The sequence below is a fragment of the Synechocystis sp. CACIAM 05 genome (genome assembly GCF_010222815.1).
Lineage (GTDB): Bacteria > Cyanobacteriota > Cyanobacteriia > Cyanobacteriales > Microcystaceae > Synechocystis.
The window spans coordinates 278302-303353 of sequence record NZ_CP019225.1 but is presented as its reverse complement, the minus strand read 5'-3'; the positions used below and the strand labels follow the sequence as shown (position 1 = coordinate 303353).

Here is a 25052-nt window from a genome sequence, read left to right as displayed (position 1 = left end):
TGTTTTAAATTAACCACAAAACTGCGTCAAAATCGACGTTGTAATTGGAGATTTTGGGGGTTGCTATTTGTCTTTATCAATGCCCATGGCTGTTGTTTCCCTACCTTTTTCACCCCAAAACTTTCCCCACAGCTCTAGCTGTTCCGTCCAAGATTTGCCTCCCCACCAACAAATGGCGATCGCCCAGGCTTTAGCTGAGCCGGAACATGCCCCCAGTCATTGGGTAGCCCCAGAAAGTCAGCAAGAGTTGCAATGTTTGCTGAGTGAGTGCGATCGAAATAATTGGCCAGTCATCCCCTGTGGCAACCAAAGTAAATTGGCTTGGGGTGGATTAGCTAAGCCGGTGCAGTTACTGGTTAGCAGTGCTGGCCTGAATAGGATTGTTGACCATGCGGTGGCAGATTTGACCGTGACGGTGGAAGCGGGGGTCAAACTCAAGGATTTACAGGCTATTTTGCAACCCCATCAGCAATTTCTGCCCCTTAATCCCCTCTACCATGACCAGGCAACGGTGGGAGGCATTATGGCCACAGGTTGTGCGGGGCCGTGGCAACAGCGTTACGGTGGGGTGCGAGACCTAGTTTTGGGATTCTCCTTTGTCCGCTGGGATGGGCAACTGGCCAAAGCCGGCGGTAGGGTGGTCAAAAATGTGGCCGGTTATGACCTGATGAAACTTTTCGTTGGTTCCTACGGCACGTTAGGTTTTATTTCCCAAATTACCTTCCGTCTTTACCCTCTACCTTCCCATTCCCAAACCGTTTTTTTAACTGGTGATACCAACCAACTAGCCGAACTCAGCCAAGCCCTGCGGCGATCGGGACTGGCACCCACCGCGGCCCTAATCTGTTCCCCGGCTCTAGTTCAAGCATTAAACCTTGGGGAAGAATTGGGCTTACTCGTCCGTTTCCAAAACCTAGAGCCGGTGGTGCAGGCCCAGATTGATGAGGTAAAAAAACTCGCCCAAACTTTGACCTTGGCCAGCCAGTCCTTTGACAATCAAGCAGAGAGCGAACTTTGGCAACGGTGGGAAAATGCCATGGCCAGGCAGGGTACTACGGAAACCATACTCTGTAAGTTTGGTCTTTTACCCGCTAAGGCAGCGGATTTTCTGCAACAGTTACCAGGGTTGGGACACGTACAATTGGGCAATGGCATTGGTTGGGTACGTTTTGGCCAACTGGACCGGGAAAAGTTGAACCAGCAAAGGCAAATTTGTCAGAATTATGGTGGTTATGTAACGGTGTTAGAAGCGTCTCCGGAATGTAAAAAACACTGGGACGTTTGGGGCCAGAGTGGCCATGGTTTGGCTATGATGGGCCGTCTAAAAAATCAGTTCGACCCCCACAATACTTTTAGTCCTGGGCGCTTTGTGGGTGGTTTTTAGTCATTGAGAATAATAGTTTGGTGGCATTTCTGGCATACCCCAAAAATTAGCTAGAACTTTAACCAGCACAACGAAAACCGACCAAAACTTGCCTAGTCCAAGGATGGTACCAATTGCGAAAGCTGCCCCTTAAGCCCCAACTACGGGTAGCCCAACTGCCGCCCCGCATCACCCGATGTTCCCCATCAAAATAGGCTTGGGAGTAACCCCGATAGGGATAGGGTTGAAAATTATCGTAGGGCTCGAAAGTAGAAGCTGTCCATTCCCACACATTGCCCAACAGGTCATAACAGCCACCTTGATTACGACCCTGGTCATAATAATCGACAGGAGTTGTGCGCCCACGGTGATTATTAAAGTTACATTGCTCTTTGGTTGGCAAAGTTTCCCCCCAGGGATAGGTGCTGGAGTTATGCTGACCAGACCAACGGGCGGCCCTTTCCCATTCCTGCTCTGTGGGTAAACGTTTACCAATAAAGTGGGTATAGGCCTCGGCTTCGTAGACACTGACTCCGTAGACGGGATGGTTCTGGGTGTTACTTTCGGGCTGCCAATAAAGCGGTGCTGTGACGTTATCCCTTGATCGCCATTGCCAACCAGCTTCTGTCCAGTATTTGCTTTGTTGATAACCACCGGCATCGATAAATTGTTGATACTGGGCCTGGGTAACTGGGTATTTATCTAGCCAGAACTGTTCTACTTCGACCCAATGGGCGGGGCGTTCGTTGTCCTGGGCGCATATTTGCTCACTGCCTTGGTAAAAACCTCCAGCGGGAATAGGCACCATGGTTGCCTCCAGCACTGGTTCTGGGCATTCGTCCCCAGGGATTTGGCTATTAACCCCTAAATCAATTCCGGCTAAATGACTTAAAAAACTAATGGTTTCACTATGTTGGACTTCGTGTTGTAGGAGCCACCACCTTAACCTTGCTTGGGCTCGGTCCCAGGATCGATCAGCTGATCCCCAGACCTGCTTCACAGAGGCCCTAACTTCCCCTAAATATTGCTCAATAACTCCACGGCTAGGTAATGCACAGCGTTCCGATTTCGATAAACCATCGGCTCGGAACAATTTTTGGTAAGACGGGGTATGAAATTTTTTCCGCTCCTGCTCCGGCAATAGCCAAAGGGCTTCGGTAAAGGCAATGTGACCAAAGTGCCAATCAATGGGACTGAAATCTGGGTGCCATTGGCGATCGCCTAGGGTTGGGGGAATGCGGTGCAACAGGCGGAGAGTTTCTGTGCGACACCGCTCCATTGCTTGGTCAATAGTTTCAAGATTTTCAACCACAGTGCTGATGGAGAGCCGGCTAATCGGCCATGGTTGAGGGTTGGTTAATAATCTCCACCCGGGAAGTGAGAAAACGATTCATCCAAATTTCCAGGTAAGCTCGGTTAGTCTCCTGTTCCTGGGGATTATCGGTCTCCAGGGGATAGGGTGCTAAACCACGAATGGCCGCGGTGGTGACACAAAACATTGATTTTTGAAAACTTTCACAAATTTGCACCAGTAAATCCCCTTCCTGCCGTAGGGATGCCTGATAAACCCGTCGGAGATAGTCCGGCAAAAAGTGGCGCATATCCTGCATTAGCAAGGTGGGGGGAATGCCAGCTCCACCAACGGGGAGGGGATCGGCATAGAGGGCCCCATAGGTAAACAGGCTTTGGTCAGGGGGAATCTGTCCCGCTTGGGCATTGTAGGAAATGGTGCCAGGGAAAGGAGTACCCCGAAAAAACACCGCCTCCACGTAGGGCACTGCGGTTTCCATCAAAAAAGCTAAATTGGCACTGGGGGGCAAAACATCGTAGGTAGTTCCCCCCAACTCCACCCGGTAAATAATGGGGCGGGCGGCATCGGCCACTAGGCCGTCTTGGATATGTTGCACCACATCAGGAATGGTTTTAATTTCTCCCCGGTCATAGCGGTCAGATAAATTCAAAAACATATCCGCCATCACCCGCCAGAATTGACCCAAGGCGGAATAGTAGGCCATCATTCGCATTTGTTCCGGCAAAAATTCGGGAAAAATCTGGTTAAGTAATTGCAAAAAAGGATTGCCTTTGATTTTCGCTTTAATTAACTTTTTAACATTGGCTTTAAACTCGGCACTGTCTAGATATTCATCCAATTTTCCCCCTCCATGCCACATCATCGCCTTCATGCAATATTCTGCATACTCGTAGTTAATGCGATTGTGCCACCAATGTTTCAATAGGCGATCGCCATTGACATTACCGTTGAAATATTTAAAAAAGGGAAATAACTTCAGATACTGGGTATGGGCAATGTGTTGCAGATTGATGGAATAGGCATCGAGAATAACGCCATAGCTTTTGAGGATGCCCACCACTTCCAGCGTGTTAGCCGGGGAATCCGCCAACAGGGCCTGCCCCGCCTCTAAATTTTGAATATATCCTCTGAGGGGATGACGGGAGGGGGCGAGGGAGGTTTGGGTCATAACTTCAGAACTATGGTTTCGATACAAAAGCCCATAATAGGGGCCATTATCCCAGTAATCCAGGCCAGAATGCCAGGGCACAAGGAAATTTCTTCAGCCCCAATCCATGGAAGTCGGCAACCAACCCAACTAACCGCCAAACAATAGGGTCTGCATTTCCTGCAACCGGGGTTTAATTACATCCAACTGATCCTGCAGAGGTTGCAAAGCTGCCCTCAACAAACGACCCTGGGCTTCTAGCGCCGCTGTCTGTTTCTGTAAATCTTCCACTTCCCGGCGGTCTTGCTCAAAATTAGTCTTTTTCGCCTGATACTGCTGGTCGAGACTAGCAATCATGGTTTCAATTTCTGCCAAACCCTGCCTAGTGGACTGCAAATTTTGTTCCAGCTTATTTTTTTCCTCCTGGAGTTTATGCTTGCGCCCCTCCAATTGTTGAATGACTGGATCCAAATCAATGTTGGGGATACTGTCGTCAATTTCCACAATGCCCTGGCGACGACGAAGAATTTTGAGATGTTGCAACAACACTTCCTGGCGCTCCTTGAGGTTGCGGCGCTGCCCAATCAGGGTTTCGTCCAGCATGCGCTTCCTTTCCTGCTCTTCGTTTAACTCCTCCTCAATGGTGAGACGACTATACTCATCAGCGGCTTCTAGGCGGGCTTGGATAGCTTCCACTTCTTCGCATTGCAGAGTTAACTCTTCCTCTTGATCGTTAACAAAGCGGGCTAATTTTTGCATATCAGTCTGCAATGCTTTAACGGTTTCCTCCAGTTCCCCCAGGGGCAATTGTTCCAGATGTTGCACATCAATTTGATGGTCTTTATCGACACTCATCGCGCCGGTGGCCAATCGATAGAGATTGGTTTGTAAGCTTTCAGCGGCCGCAATTTCAGCTTTCAATTGGGTCAGGAGCTTTTGGCCATTAACCACCCCCTCCTGTTCCACTGTTAGTTGAACTTTCGCTTTACCTAATTCTTGGGCGATGGCATCCAATTCCTGCCCATGGATGACCAATAATTCCTGTTTTTGCTGAATTAATGCTTGGTTCCGGCCCAACTCCTGTTCTGCACTGGTAACCATCTGCCAATGGTCATTAAAGATCTGTTGTTGTTGGTCGGTGCTTTGCTGGGTATTGGCTGCGGCCGTAAATAGGGCGGGGATAGCTTCCGGGTAAGCTCCTAACCGGTGGAGTATGCCCTGTAACACTTCCCGATTTTCAGCACTATTTTCCAGCAAACTGCCAAACTGCTGTTGGAGTTCGGTCAATTGTTCTCTTTCCCCTTCTAACCTTTGTCGGGCCTGCTCCACCTCATATCTTTGCTGTTCCACCTGGGCAAGCTGATTGGCTCGGTCTTCAACCTCCGACTCCTTCGCTTCAATTTCCATTTCTCGCTGGCTCAGTTCTTGGAACTGAAAAGTGAGGGATTCTCGCCAACGTTCAATTTCGCTCTGTTGTTCCTTGAGTTTTTCTGAGAGGCGGGACAGTTTTTGCAACTGCCGCACTAACTCTGGCGCCGCTACTTCTGGAGTCCCTTGTAGGGAGCGACTATTACTCAGGTTTAGGATCCATAGGGTTCCCTCCCTGGCTTCTCCCATGTCGTCGGTTTGGAAGTTTTCTTCGTTAGGCAGGGCACTCCAGGTCTGATCACTGTGCTGACAGGCCAGAAGTTTTAACTCGGTTTTGTAACCGCCTAAAAAGTTTTTGGTTTGTTTCTTAATTTCAGCCAGATAGAGCACAAGTCGTTGTCCTGAGCAGTGGAGACGATTTTGTCGGGAAAGTTCTCGCTTTATTTTAATCTTAAGCCCGCCGATGGGCAGGACCACAGGAATTTTTTTAGCTTACCCCTGGAGTAATTAGAGGAAAATCTGACCAAACTGCTTCTATTTTGCCTCCACACTGGCAAAAATTGTCAAAAAAAAAGGAGGTGAAGGAGATTTTCCCTCGCCTGCCCTTAGTAATAAGTGGTAGAAGACTAAGTTAATGGTCCGCTAGCTAGGATTAATTACCGGTTTATTAGTCAACCAGTGTCCTTAACCAACGGACAATTGTCTGCTTAGTCCCTACAGTCATCGTCCCTGTCACCGGGGCATTTGCCGTTATAAACAACGGTATGTTCCTCGAGACTAGAAAAAGCCGCTGTGGCCGCCGTTTCCAGGCCAATGATCATCACTAGGGCGATCGCCAAGGGGCCGGCCCAAGAGCGCAGCGCCCGACGGACAGAATTGTGGGGTTTGGGATGCTGTAATTTCATCAGCTTCTCTCCTTGACACGTCCTAACACACCGAGACCAAATTAGAGCTTTGACTGCTCTACTACCACCATAGGGCTCTCTTCAGGGCATGTCAGTCCCATCTTTGGGGGGATGAACATGGAAAAAAGTGGAATAGGGCAAGTCCACTGGTGTTGTTTTTTATTACTCTTGCTGCCACCGTTGTCGCCGTGGCTGACGGCCAACTATTTTAACCGTAATCCTCATAATCCAGAATGCTCGATTTTTTCTGCAGTGGCAAGGGTTGGTGGTTTCAGCTTGGGGGTAATGGGAACGGCTTGGGCTGGCTTTTGAGCTATCCTTGGGGAGTGGAGCCGACCGCAGAGGGGAGTTTTCGTTGGATGCTACGTCGCATGAGTCAATTGGCGATCGCCATGGTTTTAGCTTTGGGGTTAATATCCCTGGCATTATTGGCCATCCAAAATGTCACCCCTGTGGCCCTGAGTTTTTTGACATTGCAGTCCATTGAGATGCCGGTGGGTCTGCTGTTGGTATTTTCCTTGGCCGGGGGACTGGTGGTGGGCAGTTTGCTGGCCCCATTATCCGGTGGTAATCGTCGGCGGGGAGTCCCTTCCCAACAACAATTAGACCGGGAATTCGATTTTGACGATCTTGTATGAATCCTTTATTGCAATGGTTGGGGGCCATGCCAGCTCCTTTAAGATCGCCATTGGCAATTATTTTAGGAGCCATACCGGGGGCCTTGGCCCGCTACTATGCCACTATTTTTCTGGCCAGGGTTTTTGGTAACGATTTACCCTATGCCACTTTTTTAATTAATTTTTCCGGTTGTGTGGGTATGGGTTTGGTGGTGACCTTGGCGACCCAGCCGGCCTTGGTGTCTCCGGATTTAAGGTTGCTTTTAGCGGTGGGATTCTTGGGTTCCTACACTACCTTTTCCACCTATGCTCTGGAAGTAACTTCCCTCTGGCGTATGGGGCAGTTTGGCGAGGGTGTACTCTACGGTTTAGGGAGTTTAGTCATCGGGGCGATCGGCATATTACTAGGGAATTTAATTGCCCATCGCCTGACCATCTAGGGTTACTGACTCACTAAAGGTTGCCCTGTGGCCAATTGGGGTCTACGGCCCAGCAAACCAGTCATCAAACGGAGGGCCAGCTTTTTCGCTGGAGGCACTAGGCGCAATACCTCTAGGCCAAACCTTCTCAAGGCGATCGCCGGCAGCCAATGACTGGAAAAGAAACGATCTAGCAGGTCAGTGAAGCCCAAAATGAGCCAATTTTCTGGTTTACGCCAATGTTCATAACGTTTCAGCACTGCTAGGGAACCCCAATCTTCCCCTTGGCTGTGGGCCGTGGCAATAACCTGGGCCAGGGCGGCTCCGTCCCGAATGCCCAAATTTAAACCCTGACCCCCCACCGGATGGCAACAGTGGGCCGCATCCCCCACTAATGCCAAGCGGGGTTGCACATAACAATCGCTCTGCATTAGTTGCACCGGAAATAAACGGCGGGCATTAATTAAATGAAATTCCCCCAGGCTATCGCCAATGCGTTGGCGCAGTTCTGTAATAAAGTCCGCTTCCGGTAGATTCACTAGGGTATGGGCCTTATGGTGGGGCATGGTCCAGACAATCTGGGCTCGATCGCCGGGTAGGGGCAAAATCCCCATGGGACCAGTGTCACAAAAACGCTCAAAGGCAGTGGTATTGTCAGGGGCTTGATGCTGAATGGTGAAAGCCACACAGGATTGCCAATATTTCCACCCCTTGGTTTGAATCCCCGCCAGGGAACGGGAACGGGAACGGGCCCCATCCGCCGCCACCAACAATTTGGTCTGTAGGGTAATTTGTCTTCCTTCCTGTTGTAGGGTGACCTGTTTGTGGTTCTCTCCCGCCGTAAAACTGATCAACTCAGCGGGACGAAACCAGGCAATGCGGGGACATTGCTCTACACAATTTTCCAGCGCCTGCAGAATGACTGGATGCTCCGCCACATGGCCCAGGGCCAGTTCGTCTACATCTTCCTTGGCAAAGGGAACGGTACCCCGATAGTCATTATCGGAAATTTGGATGCGTTCGAAATGACCGATGGAGTCCTTAATATTTTCCCAGACCCCCAGTCCCGCTAAGATTTTGCCCGACAGCAGGGAAATTGCATAGGCCTGGGGTTTAGTTAGGGCCTGTTCCTTCGGTAAAGCTTCGATAATGGCAATTTTCAGCCCCGTATGACGCAAACCCGCCGCTAGTACCAGCCCCACAACGCCTCCCCCGGCGATCGCCACATCGAATTGGTTATCAGTTATGGAAGCGGCTACAAAGGTCATAGGAAAAACAATGGGACAATTTTTATGCCGTCGTCAGTGATGGTGAAACACCCCCAGGGTAAGGCATTCATCCCTATGGTTGACAACGATAATTGTATCTAATTGTAACGTTGTTTCTCTCTGCTGTCCGTGGGAGATAGGGGGGGAATTGAAGTTGGGTAAGATTGTCACTAGGACTTATCTGGCGGTGTTTAATTCCCCATCAACCTTTGAGCTGAATATGGCCCTAACTACGACCAACCCCTAGGTAACGGAATCCTGCCCCTTGCAATTTTTCCTTGTCGAGGAAATTACGACCATCAATGATCACAGCCTGATGCATACGGCTGGCCAGGACAGGAAAATCTAGCTTTAAAAATTCCTGCCATTCCGTCACCAAAATTAACGCATCACACTGGTCCGCCAACATAGCCGGGGTCGACTCAATTTTTACCCCCGATAAACCATGGCTTACCCCAGACTGGGAAACAATCGGATCATAGGCTTTCACCTTGGCTCCCAAACGATTCAGTTGTTGAATTATGTTCAGGGCTGGAGCATCCCGCATGTCATCCGTATCCGGCTTAAAAGTCAACCCCAACAGACCAATCACCTTACCTTTGAGGATTTTTAACTCCTGCTGTAGTTTTTCCACCACAATCAGCCGTTGTACCTGGTTTACCTCCACTACGGCATTCAAAATTGAAGTGGTGTAACCATAGTCCTTCGCAGTGTGGATCAACGCAGACACATCCTTCGGAAAACAGGAACCTCCCCAACCAATGCCCGCATTAAGAAATTTACTACCGATACGGGAATCCAAGCCAATGCCCTGGGCCACCTGGGTCACATCCGCCCCTACCCGGTCACAGATATTGGCCACCTCGTTAATAAAACTAATTTTGGTAGCCAAAAAAGCATTGGCCGCATATTTAATCATTTCCGCCGAACTAAGGTCCGTCATCACCACCGGCACCGGCGCCAGCTCAGGATTTTCCCCCACCCGCCTTTCAATTAAGGGCGTGTAAAGTTCCCGCATTAAAGCCAAGGCCTGGGGATTATTGCCCCCCAACACAATTCTGTCCGGGTTAAACGTATCGTAAACCGCCGACCCTTCTCGCAAAAATTCTGGGTTACTGACCACGTCAAAGTTAACGGCGATCGCCTGGCCCGTTTGTTGTTGATGGGCTTCATTGCCTTCGGTGACAATCATCCGCACCCAATCCCCGGAACCAATGGGCACAGTTGATTTATTGACAATCACCCGATACTGTTCATCAAGATGCTCACCAATACTGCGGGCCACCGCCTCCACATAACGGGTATCACTGGAACCATCCTCCAAGGCGGGAGTACCCACTGCAATGAAAAGAATTGCACTCTCCTGGACTCCCTTGCCCAAATCCGTAGTGAATACTAGACGACCGCTTTCCATATTGGCCACCATCAACTCCGACAGCCCGGGTTCATAGATGGGGGATTGCCCTGACCGCATGAGCTTGACTTTTTCCTCGTTGTTATCAACACAAATTACTTGATGGCCAATATGGGCCAGGCAAACGCCAGTGACTAAACCCACATATCCCGTTCCGATAACACAAACACGCATTGATTAGTTCTATGGAATGAATTGTTGATCAATTGCCCAAGCTGAGCTGGTCGACCGGAGGCCGGAAAATAAGCCTAAGCCTAGGGGATACATACCCCCTCTGTCAATTGACTTTGCCAGACTTTAAGCTTGGCCAGTCTCAACATTTCTCAATCAAGTTAGTAGTGAATACATGATCTAAAAATCCGGGCAGTTAAGACAAAAATTTCAACCTAGGTCAAACAAAATTGTGTTTGTCAGAAAACCATAAAGGAACTGTGGTAAATGCCTGAGGAGATATGCCCAGTGGGCAAAAAATAAATTGAGCAGTAAAAAGTTGCCCTGGAGTCTGGTCTAAAAAATTTTCCCAATTTGACAATATATTAAGAAATCCTCATCTAACCTGTTTTTCATTGGATAATTAAAACAAGAGGAAAGACAGGGGGCAGGAAAATAAATTACCTAATACCTAGTCCTGGTTGATAAAACCAGAGGCAGAAAACCTCCCCGTTTTCTCAAACTTGCCCAAAAGACAACTGTTGAGTTTCCCCCATTGGGACGGAGGTTATGATGAAATTACTTGAGATGCTACAGGACCTTATGCAATATTTCACCGAAGCATTTGCCAGGGTTTTTGGCCCTTCGGATGATGAATATCCCACTGTTGGTGTTCAACCCTTTGACGGTGAGATTTTAGTAAACAGTACTGAAGAATAGTCGATGGTTTCCTCCGTCCATATTCCCTAATGCCTAGCTCTGGCTATTTTGTCCCCCCTGACTCAATGCTGTTGGGGGGTTCACCTATGGTGGATTATGGCAAAACCAACCGCCAGGGACACTCACCTATTTTTCCAGGGAGTTAGTAGCAGAATCGAAAAAAGTTCTAACTGAGCAACAGCCCTCTGAATCCCAAAAGCTGATTGTGCTAGCATCTAGGGAAAAAAATTCAGCGATGGCAGACCATGGCTAAGGTTTTAGTCCTCAACGCTTCCTATGAACCTTTAAACATTACCCATTGGCAACGGGCGGTGGTGTTACTGCTGAAAGATAAGGCCGAAGCTTTGGAAAATAACGGCAAGCTGATCTACGCCAATTTTCCCCTCCCGTCGGTGATTCGCCTGCGGCAGTATATCAAGGTTCCTTACAAGGAAATTCCCCTCACTCGCCGCAACGTACTGGAGCGCGATCGCCACACCTGTCAGTATTGCAATTACAAAGGTGAACAACTCACCCTAGACCACGTTATTCCCCGTTCCCGGGGTGGGGGAGACAGTTGGGAAAATCTGGTCACTGCCTGTGTGCGTTGCAACATTAAGAAGGGTAATCGTACCCCCAGGGAAGCACAAATGTCCCTAAATTATACCCCCCGTCGCCCCTACAGCAGTCTGCTGTTTGAAATCATTAAACATACCCGCAACGACCGCAACCATGAATGGCGCAAATATGTGATTGGCATTTAGTCGCCCCAAGGGTTAAACCAGTCCCAATTCTAATAAGTATAATTACCCAGCCAATCTGGGGCAGATGGTCAGCCGTGCCCCAAGAATATACAATCTATTGTAATTGGCGCTGGTTTGACCTTACAAAATCGGCGCAGTCGGCATAATTTTCTCAGATAGTAACAATTCATTGCCTTGGTTATAGGAGACAATTCATGAAATTTATTTCCCGCCTACTGGTTGCGTGTAGCTTATTAATCGGATTGATGGGTTTTCTGGGAGCGGATTTGGCCCAAGCTCTCACTCCCAATCCTGTATTGGCTGAACTGAACGCTGTGGATGCTAAATTGACTACGGATTTTGGTCAAAAGATTGATTTAAATAATAGTGATATTCGGGATTTTCGTGGTCTGCGGGGCTTTTATCCCAATTTGGCCAGTGAAATCATTAAAAATGCCCCCTACGACACCGTAGAGGAAGTTTTGGACATTCCTGGTTTGAGTGACACTCAAAAAAGCCGCTTGGAAGCCAATTTGGGTAGCTTCACCGTCACTGAACCAAGCATTGAGCTAACTTCCGGCGATGACCGTATTAATCCAGGAGTTTACTAAAACTCCCACTGATTGCGGTCTAGCCATTATTCATTGTCTAGATAGGGCAATTATTGACTTCCCCAATTCCATAAATATTCACACCGCTCTGAACTTTGCCTTGTTTGGGGTGGTTTTTTGTTGTTGCCTCATTTTCTCATTTACATTGCTCAACTGGGCTGACTTTTGAGTTTGATTCCATTGGCCAGCTGAGGACTATCGGTAAATCTGGCGATCGCCGAGTGGATGGTTTCCAGGCGTTGGTAAATTTGTTGGCATTCCTCCACCACCAAATTAAAATCGTCCAAATAACGGCGGGTGGGAGTAAAGTCTTGTTTTTGATTAATTTCCGTAATTCTTTGGGCTTGATAACTCTGGTGATATTCCCGGATTTCTTTAATGGTGGTGGCCATGGGGGGCAAAGCCGCCGGTGATGATTGGTGCTCCAGGGAAAAGCATAAATTTTCCAAACTTTGTTGTACTTGCTCGGTAAATAACTTAATGGGGGGCGGGGGATTACTGCCGGAGCTATTTTCCAAATGACTGATCAAAACCCGAAAACCCCTACTTAAGCGGGCTAGATAATTGGTCATGGTCAAGGCTGGCTCTTGTTTTTCCAGGGGAGTGCTGGGGTCACTGAGTAAGCGATCCAGGGCAATCTGCATGGCGGTGGCTGCTAACCGAGTTTCATTGCGTACCCTTTCTGCTTCTTTTTTGTTAATTGACTCTTTTCCCAGTAGGGCGGGGATTAATTGCTGAAAATATTGCTCCAGATTAGTTAGCATTCTGACACTGGCCTGGGTGAAGCGTAAATTTTCCGATTGCCGCAGAAAACTAAAGGCTAAACCTAGGGCAATGGCGCTGCCAATGAGGGTACAAACCAGGCGGGAAAGGAGGGCATATTCCGTGGGCACCGACGGATCAATGGCCTTAAGAATTAAAGCAAAAGCTGTGATAAAAAAGACCGCCACACTGTAGTGAAATCTCAACAGGGCCATCCCCATGGCGATCGCCAGAATTCCCAGCCAACTCAGGAGTTGGGGATCTTGAATTAGCTTGAGGGCAATAGACATTACCAACACCCCTAAAAAAGTGCCTAAAAGACGATTGGATAACCTTTGAAAAGTTAAACTAAAATCCGGCTTGAGCACAAAAATTAGCGTTATAACAATCCAAAAACCGTAGGGAATTTGAGTTAAATGGGCAATTGTCGCCCCCACCATGCCCCCCAATGCCATGCGCAAACCATGGCGCAACAAAGGCGAGTTAAGGTGAAAATTACTCCCTAGGGGGTCCCACCAAGGTATAAGTCTAACTTTATTTAGTTTTCCTTGATCATTGGAATTATTATCGGAAAAAAGTTGGGGATTTTGTAAAAGTTCAGCGGTTTGAATGGTTTGCTCTAATTGTTTGGTCAGGTTTTCTAAATGGTTAACCAATTGGGTTACGGTGGTTAAACTGTTGTAGTCGTTAAAATCCTCTGTGAGAGCCTGCCGTTGTAATTTTTTTTGCTGTTGCAATGCTTGCACTAATAGTTGCAAACGGTTAGTGTTAGGAATGCGTCTTTTGCCTAGCACCATTTGTCCTAAATCTAAGCAAACTTCCCCCAGAGCATTAAACGCATCTTCCATTAGGATTTCCACTGTTTGTAATTGGGGTAGATTGTGGAAATTAACAATTTCATTGAGCAACATTAGGCATTTATTTAATCTTTCCGTATGCTCGATTAAAACTAATAATAATTCCCGTAATTTACTTTGTCCCCATAACCCTCGCTGGCTGGCCACCAGAGTTTGCCTAGATTTAAGCAAGTTTTGACGCAGTTTGACCACCAATTGCTGAGCTTGAGGGTCATCGGGACTAAAGTTAGCGGCGGCCATGGCCCGGAGGTAATTGCCTAAAATGCTGTAATTGTTGGCCACCATTTGCCGCAAAGGTTGATTGGGACGGAAGGGCCAAATGAAAATAGCTAATATCAAGCTCCACATTCCCCCGATCGCCAGGGAGGTAAATTCAAAGGAATCGGTACTGACATTTTGGGCACCGAGGAGAAAAGCAAAGGTGGTGACAATGCCCACCATGGCTCCCTGCTCCCCATAAACCGCTAGATAACCGCTAGCAAATAAAACGAAGCCCGTTATTGCTAGCCCTAAACCCCAACCATCGGGCACCATAGTTCCCACTGCCATGGCGATCGCCGCCCCGACCCAGGCCCCGAAAATAGTCTTGAAACGGACAGAATATAGTCCCCCCATGTCCGCTAATAAAATTAATTGGGAAGCTAAACCAACGCCCAAACCTAGTTGGGGATTTCCCAGGGCCATGCCCCCCAGATAGGGGACTGCCATGCCGCAAAAAGTACGAATGCCCCTACCCCAATCAATAGTCCCATTGGTACGGGTTAAAAAAGCAAGGCGTTGGCGGAGCTTAGCCAGCATCAGTTAAAAGTAGGTTAAGGATTGAGGACAATTTTAAGAATTCTCACAAAGAAGTTTTGCTGATTCGATTTGCTTCTACAAATAAAACAGAACCATATCGGCAAGGAAAACCATGGGGGAAATTAAACGCATTGGTATTTTAACCAGTGGAGGAGACTGTGCCGGACTAAACGCTGTAATTCGCTCCGTGGTACACCATGCCATTGGCACCTACGGTTGGGAAGTAATTGGCATTCAAGAAGCCACCCAGGGACTAATGGAAAATCCCCCCAAGGCGATCGCCCTGCACCGGGATAACATTGACCATTTGTTAATGATGGGAGGTACCTTTTTAGGCACCACTAATAAGGGTAATCCGTTCGCTTTTCCCATGGCCGACGGCACTGTGCGGGACCGCACCGAAGATATTATTGCCGGTTATCGTCAGTTGGGGCTTGACGCTCTCATTGGCATTGGCGGAGACGGTAGTTTAGCCATTTTGCGCCGCATAGCCCAACAGGGGGGCATCAACTTAGTGGGCATTCCCAAAACCATTGACAATGATGTGGGGGCAACGGAAATTTCCATTGGTTTCGACACCGCCACCAACATTGCCACCGAAGCCTTGGATCGTTTGCATTTCACCGCCGCTAGCCATAACCGGGTCATGGTGCTAGAAGTGATGGGTAGGGATGCGGGCCACATTGCCCTGGCCGCCGGCATTGGGGGAGGGGCGGACATTATTCTCATTCCTGAAATTCCCTACCGCATCGAAAGTGTGTGCAATAAAATTCGTCAACGGCAGGCCAAGGGGAAAAACTTTTGCCTGGTTATGGTGTCGGAAGCGGTGCGGACAGAATTGGGCGATCAGGTCAAGCAAATCCAACAGTTTGGCGAAGACCGCTACGGCGGCATTGGTAAATACATTGCGGAACAAATTGCCCAACGGACTGGAGCAGAAACCAGAGTCACTGTGCTGGGCCATATCCAACGGGGGGGCATTCCTTCTCCCTTCGATCGCCTATTGGGTAGTGTGTTTGGGGTGGCGGCGGTGGACTTGATTGCGGAGGGTAAATTTGACCATATGGTAGCCTGGCGCAATCGTCAAACCATTAGTGTGCCCATTGAGGAAGCCATCCAAACCTATCAAACGGTGCAGTTGGACGGCACCTTGGTGAAAACTGCGCGGGGATTGGGCATTTGCCTTGGTAACGATTAAGTTCCTAGCAGTTCCTAACTGGCGATCTGGGCCATATTTCCCCGATAAAGCAGCGTAATTGTAAAGAAATGTGGCGGATGTTAAAGCTTAGTTGCAAAAACCGCCCTTTCTCTCCCTTTTCCCCCGGGGGAGTGATACCTTGTAAAACGAAATTTTTCCATAACTTTAATTAATCCGATCAATAACTAAGGGGTGGGGGTTAACAATCATGTTTGATCGTTCCAACAAAGATTTAGTCAGCGCTGGTTTGGTTTCCGCCCTGGGGGCAGGCATTGTGACTTCCTTTGCCGTTAATCAGGGGCAAGACCCCTTTGTTGCTTTGATAATCACGGCGATCGCCAGTGTTTGTGGTATGGTGTGTCACCAGTTTGATCTAATTTGATTTGCCCTCTGTGCAGTTTGACGTTCTCACCCTGTTTCCTGATTTTTTTGCTTCTCCCCTGCAATCTGGCCTTCTAGGTAAAGCCCTCGAAAAGGCGATCGCCAGCGTTAATTTGATTAACCCCAGGGATTTCACCACTGATAAACATCGCCGGGTGGATGATGAGCCCTACGGCGGTGGGGTGGGCATGGTGATCAAACCAGAACCAATTTTTGCGGCGGTGGAATCGTTGCCAGTACTGTCCAAACGGGAAGTGATTTTAATGACTCCCCAGGGACAGCCCATGGACCAGGCTTTGTTTCGGGAATTGACGGACTATGACCAATTGGTGTTGATCTGTGGCCATTACGAAGGGGTGGACGAAAGAGTCTGCCAACTGGTGACGAGGGAGATTTCCCTGGGGGATTTTGTGCTCACCTGTGGCGAAATTCCTGCTTTAACTTTAATTAATGGTGTCACCCGGTTGCTACCCGGAACCGTGGGCAAAGAAGCATCTTTAATCGCCGAGAGTTTTAGCACCGATCTGTTGGATTATCCCCACTACACCAGGCCGCCAGTGTTCCGGGACTTGGCTGTGCCCCCAGTGTTACTTTCCGGCAACCACCAGGCGATCGCCCAATGGCGATTGAAACAGCAGGAGGAACGAACCCAACAGAGGCGGCCGGATTTGTGGCAAAAATGGCAAGATCGACAGCCTTTCCCATGAGGGCTAATCGGTAGCCCGATGACAATGGCTAAGAATTAGAGCGAATGCTTTCCTCAACCATTGCCAATGGACCTTGGAATCCTACTTCCAGCCTGCTTCGTTCATGATTTTGGTAGCAGGGGCTAGGGCAGGGCCCAACTTGTCCAAACTGGTGGTGTCAGACTTAAATTCCCCAAAGGAAGCCACAGATTTATTCAGGGGAACCCCAGCCAAAACTGGGTATTCGTAGTTATTTTGTGCTAAAAATGCCTGGGCCGGTTCGCTGACCAGAAATTCAATAAACTTGACCGCTCCCTCCCGATTAGGGGCAGTTTTGACTACGCCCACGCCGCTGACGTTAACGTGGGTACCCCGCCCTTCCTGGTTGGGAAAAAATACCCCCACATTTTCGGCGATCGCCTTTTGGGCCGGATCTTCACTTTCCAGGAGCCGCCCCATGTAATAGGTATTGGCTAAGGTCAAATCCGCTTCGCCGGAAGACACTGCTTCAATTTGGGCTGTGTCATTGCCCTGGGGTTCCCTAGCAAAATTGCTGACGAAGCCCTTAGCCCATGCCAAGGTGGACTCTTCCCCATCAGCTACCACCAAGGAAGCCACCAGGGATTGATTATATTCATTGCTGGAGGAACGGATAATCACCCGACCTTTCCATTTGGGATCGGCTAGTTCTTCGTAGGTGGACAACTCCTCCGGTTTAACTTTCCCCTTGTTATACATAATCACCCGGGCCCGCTTAGTGAAACCAAACCACATCCCGTCCGGGGAGCGGAGATATTCCGGGACATTAGTCTCTAAAATCTCGCTTTGCACCGGCTGAAAAATGCCGTCCTCTTCGGCCCGCCATAAACGAGCCAAATCCACTGTGAGGAGCACATCCGCCGGACTGTTGGCCCCTTCAGACTTAATCCGTTCCAGCAGTTCGTCTGCCTTACCTTCAATCAGGTTAACTTTGATGCCCGTTTCTGCGGTGAATTTGGCGTACAGTTCGTTGTCGGTGTTGTAGTGCCGGGATGAATATAAATTGATCTCCTGCTGTTCCCCTGGTGTGTCGGCGATCGGGGCATCAGGGGATTGGCCACAGCTACTGAGCAACTGGGAACCCACCACAACGGTGAAGGCGGTTCCAATGGACAAAAATAGGCGACGGGATAACTTTTGGACCATGGTGGCTGAACTTTTTCACTCCTCTAATAAAAGTAATTCTCAATAATTTTATCAGTAGTGGAGATATAATGAGTGATTTTCTGATTATTTAATTAGGTCTTCAACCAAACGACATAAATAAATCTTATTATTTTGCTCGTAAAACCTGAGGAAAAAATCTTTCTGATTGGGCGCAAAGGATCTTAAAAGTTTATACTGCTTGACTTTCAAGGATTAGGAAGAAAAATTTAGCCGAGTCTCAACTTTGGTAATACTCCCCTTTACCCTGGTTTGTCATAGCTCTAGCTGATGGGAATCTCTACTCACTAACAAAATTTATTATTAATAGTAACCTGGACAAATAAAATCCCCCTGGCGTAACAGAGGGAAGATTTGTGAACCATGGTCAGTGGAAATGGAGGTTGGGGCATCTAACCACCAATCAGATTTTTAGCCACCGGAATTATGTCAATTAGAAGCCAGCGTAGGGACCCGCCACACTGCTGAGGGCCTGTTGGAGAAACTGCAACGCAAAAATGGCCAGAATGGGGGAAAAATCAATGCCTCCCAGGGGCGGGATAAAGGAGCGGAAAATATTTAAATAGGGATCGGTCACGGGGCTGAGAAAGCCCATGATGTTGCCAGCCCACTCCGCAGTTTGAAACCAGGACAGCAAAATACGGACAAATAACAACACTAGGTAAATGTTGATGAAGCTGACGAGGGTAGAAAGGAGTAGGTCCATAGTGGCAATGGTGATATCGATAGCAATGAACAATTTCTCCCCATCTTAACTCGACCCTAGGAGTTTGTTGCTCCACTGGCACAAATTTGCCGGGCAATGGTGAGGGCGCTGTAACTTACCCCAGCGGTGCCTTCCCCCGGATGCACGGAATCCCCCACTAGCCAAAGGTTACGAATGGGGGTACGGGGAGCAAAGCCAAAGGGCCCAAAGGTGGTCAAACGCTGGCCTACTCCGCCGACGATGCCTTGGTCCCGGGCAGTGTAGCAGGCAAAGGTACGGGGAGTGGCACTTTCTTGGTGCACAATGGTGGATTCATCCAAATTGAAATATTCTCCCAATCTGGCGATCGCCGTGGTTGTGTAACTTTCCTTGAGAGCCTGATATTGTTCCGGGGAAGCATTCCACCAGGGGGTCACATCGGTGAAGGAAGAAGCAATTACAGTTCTACAGCCCCGGGGAGCCCGGCCATCCCCTGGTTTACTAACACTGACAAAGAGGGAATTATTTTCGCCAATGGGTCCCTGGCGATCGTACAAAAACTGTAGATGGGGAGCACAGTCTGGGGGAATGGCATCTTCCTTGACGCCTAAATAAATGACAAAAGCACCGGAGCCGGGGGGTAAATTGGCCACCCTTTTTTGATAACCGGGTAATGGTTGATCTAGTGCTTGGAGTAAATTCTGCACCGTTAAATTGGCCACCACATGCTGGGCTTTTTCTTGACGTACTTCTCCGCTCCTTACGTCCCGCACCGTCACTTCTTGTACATGGCCTTGGTCACAATGGATCTGCTCTACTCGCTGACCACAAAACAATTCCCCTCCATGGTTTTTCAGCGCTTCCACCAGGCGATCGCCTAGGGTTTGCATACTGCCCTGGAGATGCCATAGACCCTGGGGCCCTTGGGAAACGCTCAAGGCCGTAGCGGCGTATAACAAAGCTGTCTCATCAGCCCCCACCTGGGAATAGAGTTTTAACTGTAAATCAAGAAAAGTTTTTAACCTTTGGTCTGACCCTAAATCCAATAATCGGAGGGTATCCCCCACCGTGAGAGGCACAAAGGGAGCCGTGAGTAGGGTATCCGGCCGCAATGCCCCCAACAACTGGCCCAAATCCCACATACTGCGGGGGGGCAATACAGGATCTCGCCCCTGGAAACGCCAACTAATTTGGAACAACGTTTGTAGCAACTGCCAAAATCTGCCACTCCCTGGAAATTGCTGTTCCCTTTCCCTTTGCCATCGCTCAGGATCATGCCAAACGTTAATCGGTTGCTTTTCCCCTGGCAAAAAAACTGCACAGGCAGGATCGCACAGGGTTGCTTCCGGCAAATCCACTTGCAACTGGCGGAAAATGCGGTGGTGAATTCCCCCTGGCTCTAGGCCCGCCACCTGGGTGGCCCCCACATCGAAAATAAAACCCCGTCGCCGAAAGGTGGATGCACAACCCCCCACTATGGCCGCCTGTTCATAAACTTTGACTTGATAACCCTGTTGGGCTAATAGGGCCGCCGTTGTCAGACCACCAATGCCAGCACCAATTACAACTACGGATTGAGATTCAGCATTGCTAGGGACCATGGGAAAAGGACAGTGGGGAAATTTTCTTTACATTTCTTAATGTAACTGGTTGCAACGGTTCCTGGCCCAGGCATTGTTCAAGATTCTGTGAATAGTTAATTGATTTGGTGGAGTAAATGCGATAGGCTCGGCTCCAACAGTGGCAAGCATTGGTAAATAGTTTTCAACGTTAACAACAGCAACTTAAATCCCCCTTGAATAGGATTTGGAATTACCCATGGGTCAGTATTCTGCGGTTCTGTGGCGGCGGGTTTGGGCCATTGCCTTGGTTCAGGGCTCAGTAACTTTGATGTGGATAACTTACCGCCTTTACCTGGGGGACTTGCTCAAGGGCTGGGGATTCTCGCCGGAGTTTGTGGTTGGATTGCTAACCTTTGAAATGGTTTTGGGGGTGGTGATGGAACCCCTTTTTGGGGCCCTGAGCGATCGCCAACAGCAAAATTTAGGCACTCGATTCCCATTAATTTCCTTGGGGGTGATTCTCGCCGCCGGTTTTTTTCTCTTAATTCCCTTAATTCCCTTAGTATTTTTCCTGCCCATTGCCAACGTAGCTCGGTTCTTACTCCCCAGCCTGGCGATCGCCTGGGCCATAGCTATGACCCTATTTCGTAGTCCCACCATGGTGCTGATTGGTCAATGTGCGCCAACCAACCAACTGCCTTTAGCCATGGGAGTTTTGAGTTTGGTGGGAGGGATAGTTGCTACATTTCGGCAACCGATGGGTAAGTGGTTATTAAGTTTGGGGAGTTTACCAGCTTTTTTACTCAGTTCAGTAGTGCTATTGGGGGCCAGCCTATTTTTAAGTCGAGTTTTACCACCAATTGAAAAGAAAGAGGCAATAAGTCCGGCAACGGTGAGAGCTTTTCCTTGGATTGCCATGGTCAATATTGCTCTATTTGCCATTGGCACCACCTGGGGCACTAGGGTGTTAATGCTAGTTTTAACCAAACAATTGGAGGGAATTAGTAATGGCTTAATGGGTTTGCAATTTCTGTTGGCATTAATGGCCCTACCTGCAGGGTGGTTAATCCGTAAAACAGGTCATCCAGTGGCATCCCTCACCACAGCTTTGGGACTTTTAGTGCTGACTTTGTTCTGTTTGTTAAACGGATTTTGGTTACCGGCGATCGCCTTCTCCTGGTTATTGGGTTCCAGCATTTTAAACAATGGTTTAATTCCTTTGCTACTGGAAATCCTCCAGGGTAATCAGACCGGTGTGGGCATCGGTTTGTATTTTGGCTGTGTGGGTCTAGCAGGAGAAATTTTTACCCGTTATTGGTCAACTCAATCCGGTCAGATTCAAGGAGGATTGGGACTGGCAATGTTGGTAATGTCTGCCTTACTTTGTGCCCGATATTGGCAGCGCACCTAATCTTTTTGTGCTAGTTTAGTACGATAATTGGGATAACTGTATCCAAGGGATAAAAGCATGAAAAAATTAGACCTATACAAAAATAAAAAACTTTTTTCCTTTTTTTTTACGGCAATCGCCGGCTCCATTGGTTTGAATATCCTTTCCCTGGTTTTTTCTGGTCCGGTTGAAGCAGTTATTCTGAACGTTGGTGGACAGGATTATCGGGTGGGTACTTTTAATGGCTCGTACAACGATAACGTTAGTCGTTTTTCACTTGCTGAGATGCCCTGGTGGGGAAATCAAAGTATTGCTCAACAGTTTTCAACTGCCCTAGGCGGATCACCTTGGCAAGGACTACCAAGCAACCCGAATGACGGTTGGGGACCCTTTTTTGCCTATAGTAGCGTCCCTGGAGATGCCATTGTAATATCCACTAGTTCTTCCGGTGTTGAAGCTAATATTCCTGTATTTGCAGGTTCTCTATCCAACTACGCCATTGCAATTCCTATTCTTGCACCAGTTGGGTCGGTGATTGTCAACGTTGGAGGACAGGATTATCAAGTCAGTATCTTCAATGGTTCTTATAACGATAACAGCACTCGTTTTTCCATCGCCCAAATGCCCTGGTGGGGAAATCAAAGTATTGCTCAACAATTTGCAGAAGCATTAGGGACCGTACCTTGGGGAGGACTGCCCGACAACGGTCTCGGAAATTTTGGATTTTGGGGACCTTTTTTTGCTTACGATAGTAGCTCTGGGGATGCGCTTGTCATGTCTGTTGGTTCTTCCGGTTCCGGAGCTAATATTCCCGCAAGCTCGAGTTTTTCATATAACTATGCTCTGGCTACTCCTGTTGCCGTTCCGTTTGAAGGTAATTCCTTACCGATGTTGGGGGCAAGTCTGTTTATGGCCGGTGGTATCTGGTGGAAACGCAAGCACAGTCGGCTTGGAAATTCTGATTAGGCAATTGATCAGTTGATTAGCGATCATCGCCTACGTTTATCTTTGATCTGACGTTGATGAACATAAACAAAAAAGGAGCAGGAGATTAAATTCCCCCACTCCCCTCTATTTAAGAAAATCACGCAGTAGTCTCAAGGAGTCTGATTAACTCAAAAGACTAGATCACTAGGGTTGAACTTTGACGGTGGCAAAGTCCGTGGTGGGAATGTGGGGAGCAGTTAATGCTTCCGCATAGACCCGGGGATTGGTTTCGGCAATTTGCACATAGGATTGGCGCACTTGGCTGTTCACCGCCACCGTAGTGGCATCGTAGACCTGGGTAGCTAATTTGGGATAAAGACCCACCCCAATAATCGGTAGCAGGAAGCAAGCGGCAATGAATACTTCCCGGGGGCGAGCATCATCATAGATGGCATTGCCGGGGAGCACACAACTGGTGCCAAAACAAACCGCTTCTTGGTCAGAATTAGCAGACAGATTGTCCTGCTCCAGATTACAAGAAGGGGGAATGTTGTTGCCGTAGAAAAGTTGGCGCAACATGGACAACAGGTAAATCGGGGTGAGTACTAAGCCCACAGCCGCCAGGAACACGGTCACCGTTTTAAAAGGAGTGCTGTAAATGTCGCTGGAACTTACTCCGACAAATACTGCCAATTCACTCACAAAACCGCTCATGCCAGGTAAGGCTAAAGAAGCCATGGCCCCCATGGTGAACAGGGCAAAAACCGTGGGCATTACTTTGCCAATGTTACCCATCTGGGCCAAGGAAAGGGTGTGGGTACGGTCGTAGGTAACCCCAGCCAGGAAGAAGAGGACAGCGGCGATTAAACCGTGGGAAAGCATTTGCAACATGGCTCCACTGATGCCCAAATCGGTGAAGGAAGCAATACCGAGGAGCACAAAGCCCATGTGGGAAACGGAGGAATAGGCCAAGCGGCGCTTCATATTGTCCTGGGCAAAGGAGGAGAAACCACCGTAGATAATGTTAACTACCCCAAGGATGACCAAAATAGGGGCAAAGTAAACGTGGGCATCTTCCAACAGACCAAGGTTCAATCGAATTAGGCCGTAACCGCCCATTTTTAGCAGTACCCCAGCCAGAATCATGGAAACGGGGGCAGAGGCTTCACCGTGGGCATCGGGTAACCAGGTATGGAAAGGGAAGATAGCTAATTTAACGCCAAAGGCAATCAGTAAACCAGCGTATAAGAAGAGTTCTAAGGCGATCGGGTAATCTTTCAGACCCAATTCAGCGATGTCAAAGGTGGTTACGTCACCGTAGAAAGCTAAGCCCAGGGCGGCAACCAAAATAAATACCGAGGCGGCGGCGGTGTAGAGCAAAAACTTCATCGCTGCATACTGCCGTTTTTGACCACCCCAAATGCAAACCAGGAGGTAAACGGGCACCAATTCTAGTTCCCACATGATGAACAGTAGGAGCATGTCTTGGGCCACAAACACGCCAATCTGGGCCGCGTAGAGCACCAACATTAGGAAGTAGAACAGGCGGGGCTTATGGTCCACCTGCCAAGCGGCGAAAATGGAAAGGGTGGTAACCAGTCCGGCCAGTAACACTAGGGGCATGGAGATGCCGTCCACAGAAACACTCCAGCTGAGCCCAAATTGGGGAATCCAGCTAAATTTTTCCTGGAGCTGAAAACTGGTATTGCTGATGTCGTAGTTAGTCCAAAAAACGTAGCTCATCAAAACAAAATCCGCTAGACCCACACCAAGGGCATACCAGCGGACCTGTTTCCCGTCTTTGTCGGGAATTAACGGAATGAAGAGGGCGGCGACTAACGGCAGGGCAATCATCGTTGTCAGCCAGGGGAAGTGTTCCAACATGGTAATGAGAATAAATACCTAGTGATCTTCCTCCGATTATATTAAACTTTGTAAACTTTTGAGAATTTTTTTTGAGATTTTCCCTATAGAAGTCAGAGAATGGGCTCTATCCATGTGAATAAGTTCTTTGACCTAGGTTTTTCCTCGCCTAACCTTGTTAAATTTTTGCCAATTTTCTGGCGATCGCCTGGCGGATCTCTAGGAGATTACCAGTAGAATTCGGCTATGTTCGACAATCTCTGTAAATTCCTCGCTGAATCATTTTCCGAAGACTATGCCGCCTGGTTACTGGGACGACCCATTAAATTGACTAAGCTGAGTCCGACGGAACTATCTTTGGAGCCAATTCGGGCTGATTCTCTGATTTTGGAGCAATCGGAAGTGAGGTGGATCCCAAAAGTCGGGCCAGAAATAGGGAGAGTAAAGCTCCGAAATGTAGGAATCCATCAAAAGACTAGATAGTAGGTGACGTACTTAAACTTTGCTGATAAACAAAGTCAGGTGTCTTGTAATCTAGAGCTTGATGAAATCTTTCGTAATTATACCAGTTAATCCAGTTTTTGAGCTCCTGATTTAGATGTTGACCATCTTCAAACTCATAAATATAAATTAGCTCATATTTAAGGGAACGCCATAATCTTTCAATAAAAATATTATCGAAACATCGTCCTCTTCCATCCATGCTAATTTCAACCTGAGCGTC

The 25052-nt window shown here is 48.4% G+C and carries 23 protein-coding genes and 1 pseudogene; 12 read left to right on the top strand and 12 right to left on the bottom strand.

Features of this window, described 5'->3' with window-relative positions; genetic code table 11:
- The first annotated feature begins 85 nt into the window (after positions 1-85).
- Complete coding sequence (locus BWK47_RS01455) at positions 86-1384, top strand: FAD-binding oxidoreductase (RefSeq protein WP_237269741.1); 1299 nt, start codon at positions 86-88, stop codon at positions 1382-1384.
- 58 nt (positions 1385-1442) lie between these two features.
- Here BWK47_RS01455 and BWK47_RS01450 read toward each other — a convergent pair whose 3' ends face one another.
- The 4 genes from BWK47_RS01450 to BWK47_RS01435 form a co-directional block, all read right to left on the bottom strand.
- Positions 1443-2675: an SUMF1/EgtB/PvdO family nonheme iron enzyme gene (locus BWK47_RS01450; protein WP_162327291.1), complete on the bottom strand. Its 1233-nt coding sequence runs from the start codon at positions 2673-2675 to the stop codon at positions 1443-1445.
- A 19-nt stretch (positions 2676-2694) separates the two neighbouring features.
- On the bottom strand, positions 2695-3924 hold the full coding sequence (locus BWK47_RS01445) for a CO2 hydration protein (RefSeq protein ID WP_162327290.1): 1230 nt from the start codon (positions 3922-3924) through the stop codon (positions 2695-2697).
- 48 nt (positions 3925-3972) lie between these two features.
- Positions 3973-5667 carry a pilus motility taxis protein HmpF gene (gene hmpF, locus BWK47_RS01440; RefSeq protein ID WP_237269740.1) on the bottom strand — a complete coding sequence of 565 codons (1695 nt, stop codon included), beginning with the start codon at positions 5665-5667 and terminating at the stop codon, positions 3973-3975.
- A 230-nt stretch (positions 5668-5897) separates the two neighbouring features.
- Positions 5898-6095, bottom strand: coding sequence for a hypothetical protein (locus BWK47_RS01435; RefSeq protein ID WP_010871483.1), 198 nt, complete (start codon positions 6093-6095; stop codon positions 5898-5900).
- Between the two features lie 233 nt (positions 6096-6328).
- Here BWK47_RS01435 and BWK47_RS01430 point away from each other — a divergent pair, with 233 nt between their 5' ends.
- A complete protein-coding gene (locus BWK47_RS01430) occupies positions 6329-6733 on the top strand; it encodes a LapA family protein (RefSeq protein WP_162327289.1) in 405 nt (134 codons plus the stop codon).
- A complete protein-coding gene (gene crcB / locus BWK47_RS01425; protein ID WP_162327288.1) occupies positions 6730-7152 on the top strand; it encodes a fluoride efflux transporter CrcB in 423 nt (140 codons plus the stop codon). Before BWK47_RS01430 ends, crcB begins: the two co-directional genes overlap by 4 nt.
- Positions 7153-7154: 2 nt before the next feature.
- On the opposite strand, the gene BWK47_RS01420 is transcribed toward crcB, so the two are convergent.
- Positions 7155-8399 (bottom strand): FAD-dependent hydroxylase, encoded by a 1245-nt coding sequence (locus BWK47_RS01420; RefSeq protein WP_162327287.1) that lies wholly within the window; start codon positions 8397-8399, stop codon positions 7155-7157.
- Positions 8400-8625: 226 nt separating this feature from the next.
- Positions 8626-9987 (bottom strand): UDP-glucose dehydrogenase family protein, encoded by a 1362-nt coding sequence (locus BWK47_RS01415; RefSeq protein WP_162327286.1) that lies wholly within the window; start codon positions 9985-9987, stop codon positions 8626-8628.
- A 564-nt stretch (positions 9988-10551) separates the two neighbouring features.
- Between BWK47_RS01415 and BWK47_RS17230 the strand changes: the two genes are divergently transcribed.
- The 3 genes from BWK47_RS17230 (at position 10552) to psbU (ending at position 12016) form a co-directional block, all read left to right on the top strand.
- Positions 10552-10683, top strand: a complete 132-nt coding sequence (locus BWK47_RS17230) for a hypothetical protein (RefSeq protein ID WP_257793037.1) — start codon at positions 10552-10554, stop codon at positions 10681-10683.
- A gap of 245 nt (positions 10684-10928) precedes the next feature.
- Positions 10929-11426 carry an HNH endonuclease gene (locus tag BWK47_RS01410; RefSeq protein ID WP_010871478.1) on the top strand — a complete coding sequence of 166 codons (498 nt, stop codon included), beginning with the start codon at positions 10929-10931 and terminating at the stop codon, positions 11424-11426.
- A gap of 194 nt (positions 11427-11620) precedes the next feature.
- On the top strand, positions 11621-12016 hold the full coding sequence (gene psbU / locus BWK47_RS01405; protein WP_162327285.1) for a photosystem II complex extrinsic protein PsbU: 396 nt from the start codon (positions 11621-11623) through the stop codon (positions 12014-12016).
- A 149-nt stretch (positions 12017-12165) separates the two neighbouring features.
- Here the strand turns inward: psbU and BWK47_RS01400 are convergent, their stop codons facing one another.
- Positions 12166-14433 carry an FUSC family protein gene (locus BWK47_RS01400; RefSeq protein WP_162327284.1) on the bottom strand — a complete coding sequence of 756 codons (2268 nt, stop codon included), beginning with the start codon at positions 14431-14433 and terminating at the stop codon, positions 12166-12168.
- Between the two features lie 112 nt (positions 14434-14545).
- Here BWK47_RS01400 and BWK47_RS01395 point away from each other — a divergent pair, with 112 nt between their 5' ends.
- The 3 genes from BWK47_RS01395 (at position 14546) to trmD (ending at position 16719) form a co-directional block, all read left to right on the top strand.
- Positions 14546-15631 (top strand): ATP-dependent 6-phosphofructokinase, encoded by a 1086-nt coding sequence (locus BWK47_RS01395; RefSeq protein WP_162327283.1) that lies wholly within the window; start codon positions 14546-14548, stop codon positions 15629-15631.
- A gap of 208 nt (positions 15632-15839) precedes the next feature.
- The gene (locus BWK47_RS16780; protein WP_204250447.1) at positions 15840-16013 is read left to right on the top strand and encodes a hypothetical protein; all 174 of its coding nucleotides are present in this window, start codon (positions 15840-15842) and stop codon (positions 16011-16013) included.
- Positions 16014-16023: 10 nt separating this feature from the next.
- Positions 16024-16719, top strand: a complete 696-nt coding sequence (trmD, locus tag BWK47_RS01390) for a tRNA (guanosine(37)-N1)-methyltransferase TrmD (protein WP_162327282.1) — start codon at positions 16024-16026, stop codon at positions 16717-16719.
- An 81-nt stretch (positions 16720-16800) separates the two neighbouring features.
- Here trmD and BWK47_RS01385 read toward each other — a convergent pair whose 3' ends face one another.
- The 3 genes from BWK47_RS01385 to crtD form a co-directional block, all read right to left on the bottom strand.
- Positions 16801-17883: a Fe(3+) ABC transporter substrate-binding protein gene (locus tag BWK47_RS01385; protein WP_010871472.1), complete on the bottom strand. Its 1083-nt coding sequence runs from the start codon at positions 17881-17883 to the stop codon at positions 16801-16803.
- 451 nt (positions 17884-18334) lie between these two features.
- Positions 18335-18607 carry a YggT family protein gene (locus tag BWK47_RS01380; protein ID WP_010871471.1) on the bottom strand — a complete coding sequence of 91 codons (273 nt, stop codon included), beginning with the start codon at positions 18605-18607 and terminating at the stop codon, positions 18335-18337.
- Positions 18608-18663: 56 nt separating this feature from the next.
- The gene (crtD, locus tag BWK47_RS01375) at positions 18664-20187 is read right to left on the bottom strand and encodes a C-3',4' desaturase CrtD (protein ID WP_162327281.1); all 1524 of its coding nucleotides are present in this window, start codon (positions 20185-20187) and stop codon (positions 18664-18666) included.
- Between the two features lie 217 nt (positions 20188-20404).
- Here crtD and BWK47_RS01370 point away from each other — a divergent pair, with 217 nt between their 5' ends.
- Both BWK47_RS01370 and BWK47_RS01365 read left to right on the top strand, forming a co-directional pair.
- Complete coding sequence (locus BWK47_RS01370) at positions 20405-21559, top strand: MFS transporter (protein WP_162327280.1); 1155 nt, start codon at positions 20405-20407, stop codon at positions 21557-21559.
- 57 nt (positions 21560-21616) lie between these two features.
- Positions 21617-22504: a hypothetical protein gene (locus BWK47_RS01365; RefSeq protein ID WP_162327279.1), complete on the top strand. Its 888-nt coding sequence runs from the start codon at positions 21617-21619 to the stop codon at positions 22502-22504.
- A gap of 165 nt (positions 22505-22669) precedes the next feature.
- Here the strand turns inward: BWK47_RS01365 and BWK47_RS01360 are convergent, their stop codons facing one another.
- Positions 22670-24349 (bottom strand): NAD(P)H-quinone oxidoreductase subunit 4, encoded by a 1680-nt coding sequence (locus BWK47_RS01360; protein ID WP_162327278.1) that lies wholly within the window; start codon positions 24347-24349, stop codon positions 22670-22672.
- A 225-nt stretch (positions 24350-24574) separates the two neighbouring features.
- On the opposite strand from BWK47_RS01360, the pseudogene BWK47_RS01355 reads away from it, so the two are divergent.
- Positions 24575-24730: pseudogene (locus tag BWK47_RS01355) on the top strand (Rpn family recombination-promoting nuclease/putative transposase); the annotation flags it as partial.
- Between the two features lie 73 nt (positions 24731-24803).
- Here the strand turns inward: BWK47_RS01355 and BWK47_RS01350 are convergent.
- Positions 24804-25052, bottom strand: a 249-nt coding sequence (locus BWK47_RS01350; protein ID WP_162327277.1) for an integrase core domain-containing protein, incomplete at its 5' end; no start/stop codon positions are given.

What these genes read in the sequence shown, in the direction of transcription:
- BWK47_RS01455 (WP_237269741.1), top strand. Translation starts at nt 86, where the DNA reads ATGGCTGTTGTTTCCCTACCTTTTTCACCCCAAAACTTTCCCCACAGC.
- BWK47_RS01435 (WP_010871483.1), bottom strand. Translation starts at nt 6,095, where the DNA reads ATGAAATTACAGCATCCCAAACCCCACAATTCTGTCCGTCGGGCGCTG.
- BWK47_RS01430 (WP_162327289.1), top strand. Translation starts at nt 6,329, where the DNA reads ATGCTCGATTTTTTCTGCAGTGGCAAGGGTTGGTGGTTTCAGCTTGGG.
- crcB (WP_162327288.1), top strand. Translation starts at nt 6,730, where the DNA reads ATGAATCCTTTATTGCAATGGTTGGGGGCCATGCCAGCTCCTTTAAGA.
- BWK47_RS01420 (WP_162327287.1), bottom strand. Translation starts at nt 8,399, where the DNA reads ATGACCTTTGTAGCCGCTTCCATAACTGATAACCAATTCGATGTGGCG.
- BWK47_RS01415 (WP_162327286.1), bottom strand. Translation starts at nt 9,987, where the DNA reads ATGCGTGTTTGTGTTATCGGAACGGGATATGTGGGTTTAGTCACTGGC.
- BWK47_RS17230 (WP_257793037.1), top strand. Translation starts at nt 10,552, where the DNA reads ATGCTACAGGACCTTATGCAATATTTCACCGAAGCATTTGCCAGGGTT.
- BWK47_RS01410 (WP_010871478.1), top strand. Translation starts at nt 10,929, where the DNA reads ATGGCTAAGGTTTTAGTCCTCAACGCTTCCTATGAACCTTTAAACATT.
- psbU (WP_162327285.1), top strand. Translation starts at nt 11,621, where the DNA reads ATGAAATTTATTTCCCGCCTACTGGTTGCGTGTAGCTTATTAATCGGA.
- BWK47_RS01400 (WP_162327284.1), bottom strand. Translation starts at nt 14,433, where the DNA reads ATGCTGGCTAAGCTCCGCCAACGCCTTGCTTTTTTAACCCGTACCAAT.
- BWK47_RS01395 (WP_162327283.1), top strand. Translation starts at nt 14,546, where the DNA reads ATGGGGGAAATTAAACGCATTGGTATTTTAACCAGTGGAGGAGACTGT.
- BWK47_RS16780 (WP_204250447.1), top strand. Translation starts at nt 15,840, where the DNA reads ATGTTTGATCGTTCCAACAAAGATTTAGTCAGCGCTGGTTTGGTTTCC.
- BWK47_RS01385 (WP_010871472.1), bottom strand. Translation starts at nt 17,883, where the DNA reads ATGGTCCAAAAGTTATCCCGTCGCCTATTTTTGTCCATTGGAACCGCC.
- BWK47_RS01380 (WP_010871471.1), bottom strand. Translation starts at nt 18,607, where the DNA reads ATGGACCTACTCCTTTCTACCCTCGTCAGCTTCATCAACATTTACCTA.
- crtD (WP_162327281.1), bottom strand. Translation starts at nt 20,187, where the DNA reads ATGGTCCCTAGCAATGCTGAATCTCAATCCGTAGTTGTAATTGGTGCT.
- BWK47_RS01370 (WP_162327280.1), top strand. Translation starts at nt 20,405, where the DNA reads ATGGGTCAGTATTCTGCGGTTCTGTGGCGGCGGGTTTGGGCCATTGCC.
- BWK47_RS01365 (WP_162327279.1), top strand. Translation starts at nt 21,617, where the DNA reads ATGAAAAAATTAGACCTATACAAAAATAAAAAACTTTTTTCCTTTTTT.
- BWK47_RS01360 (WP_162327278.1), bottom strand. Translation starts at nt 24,349, where the DNA reads ATGTTGGAACACTTCCCCTGGCTGACAACGATGATTGCCCTGCCGTTA.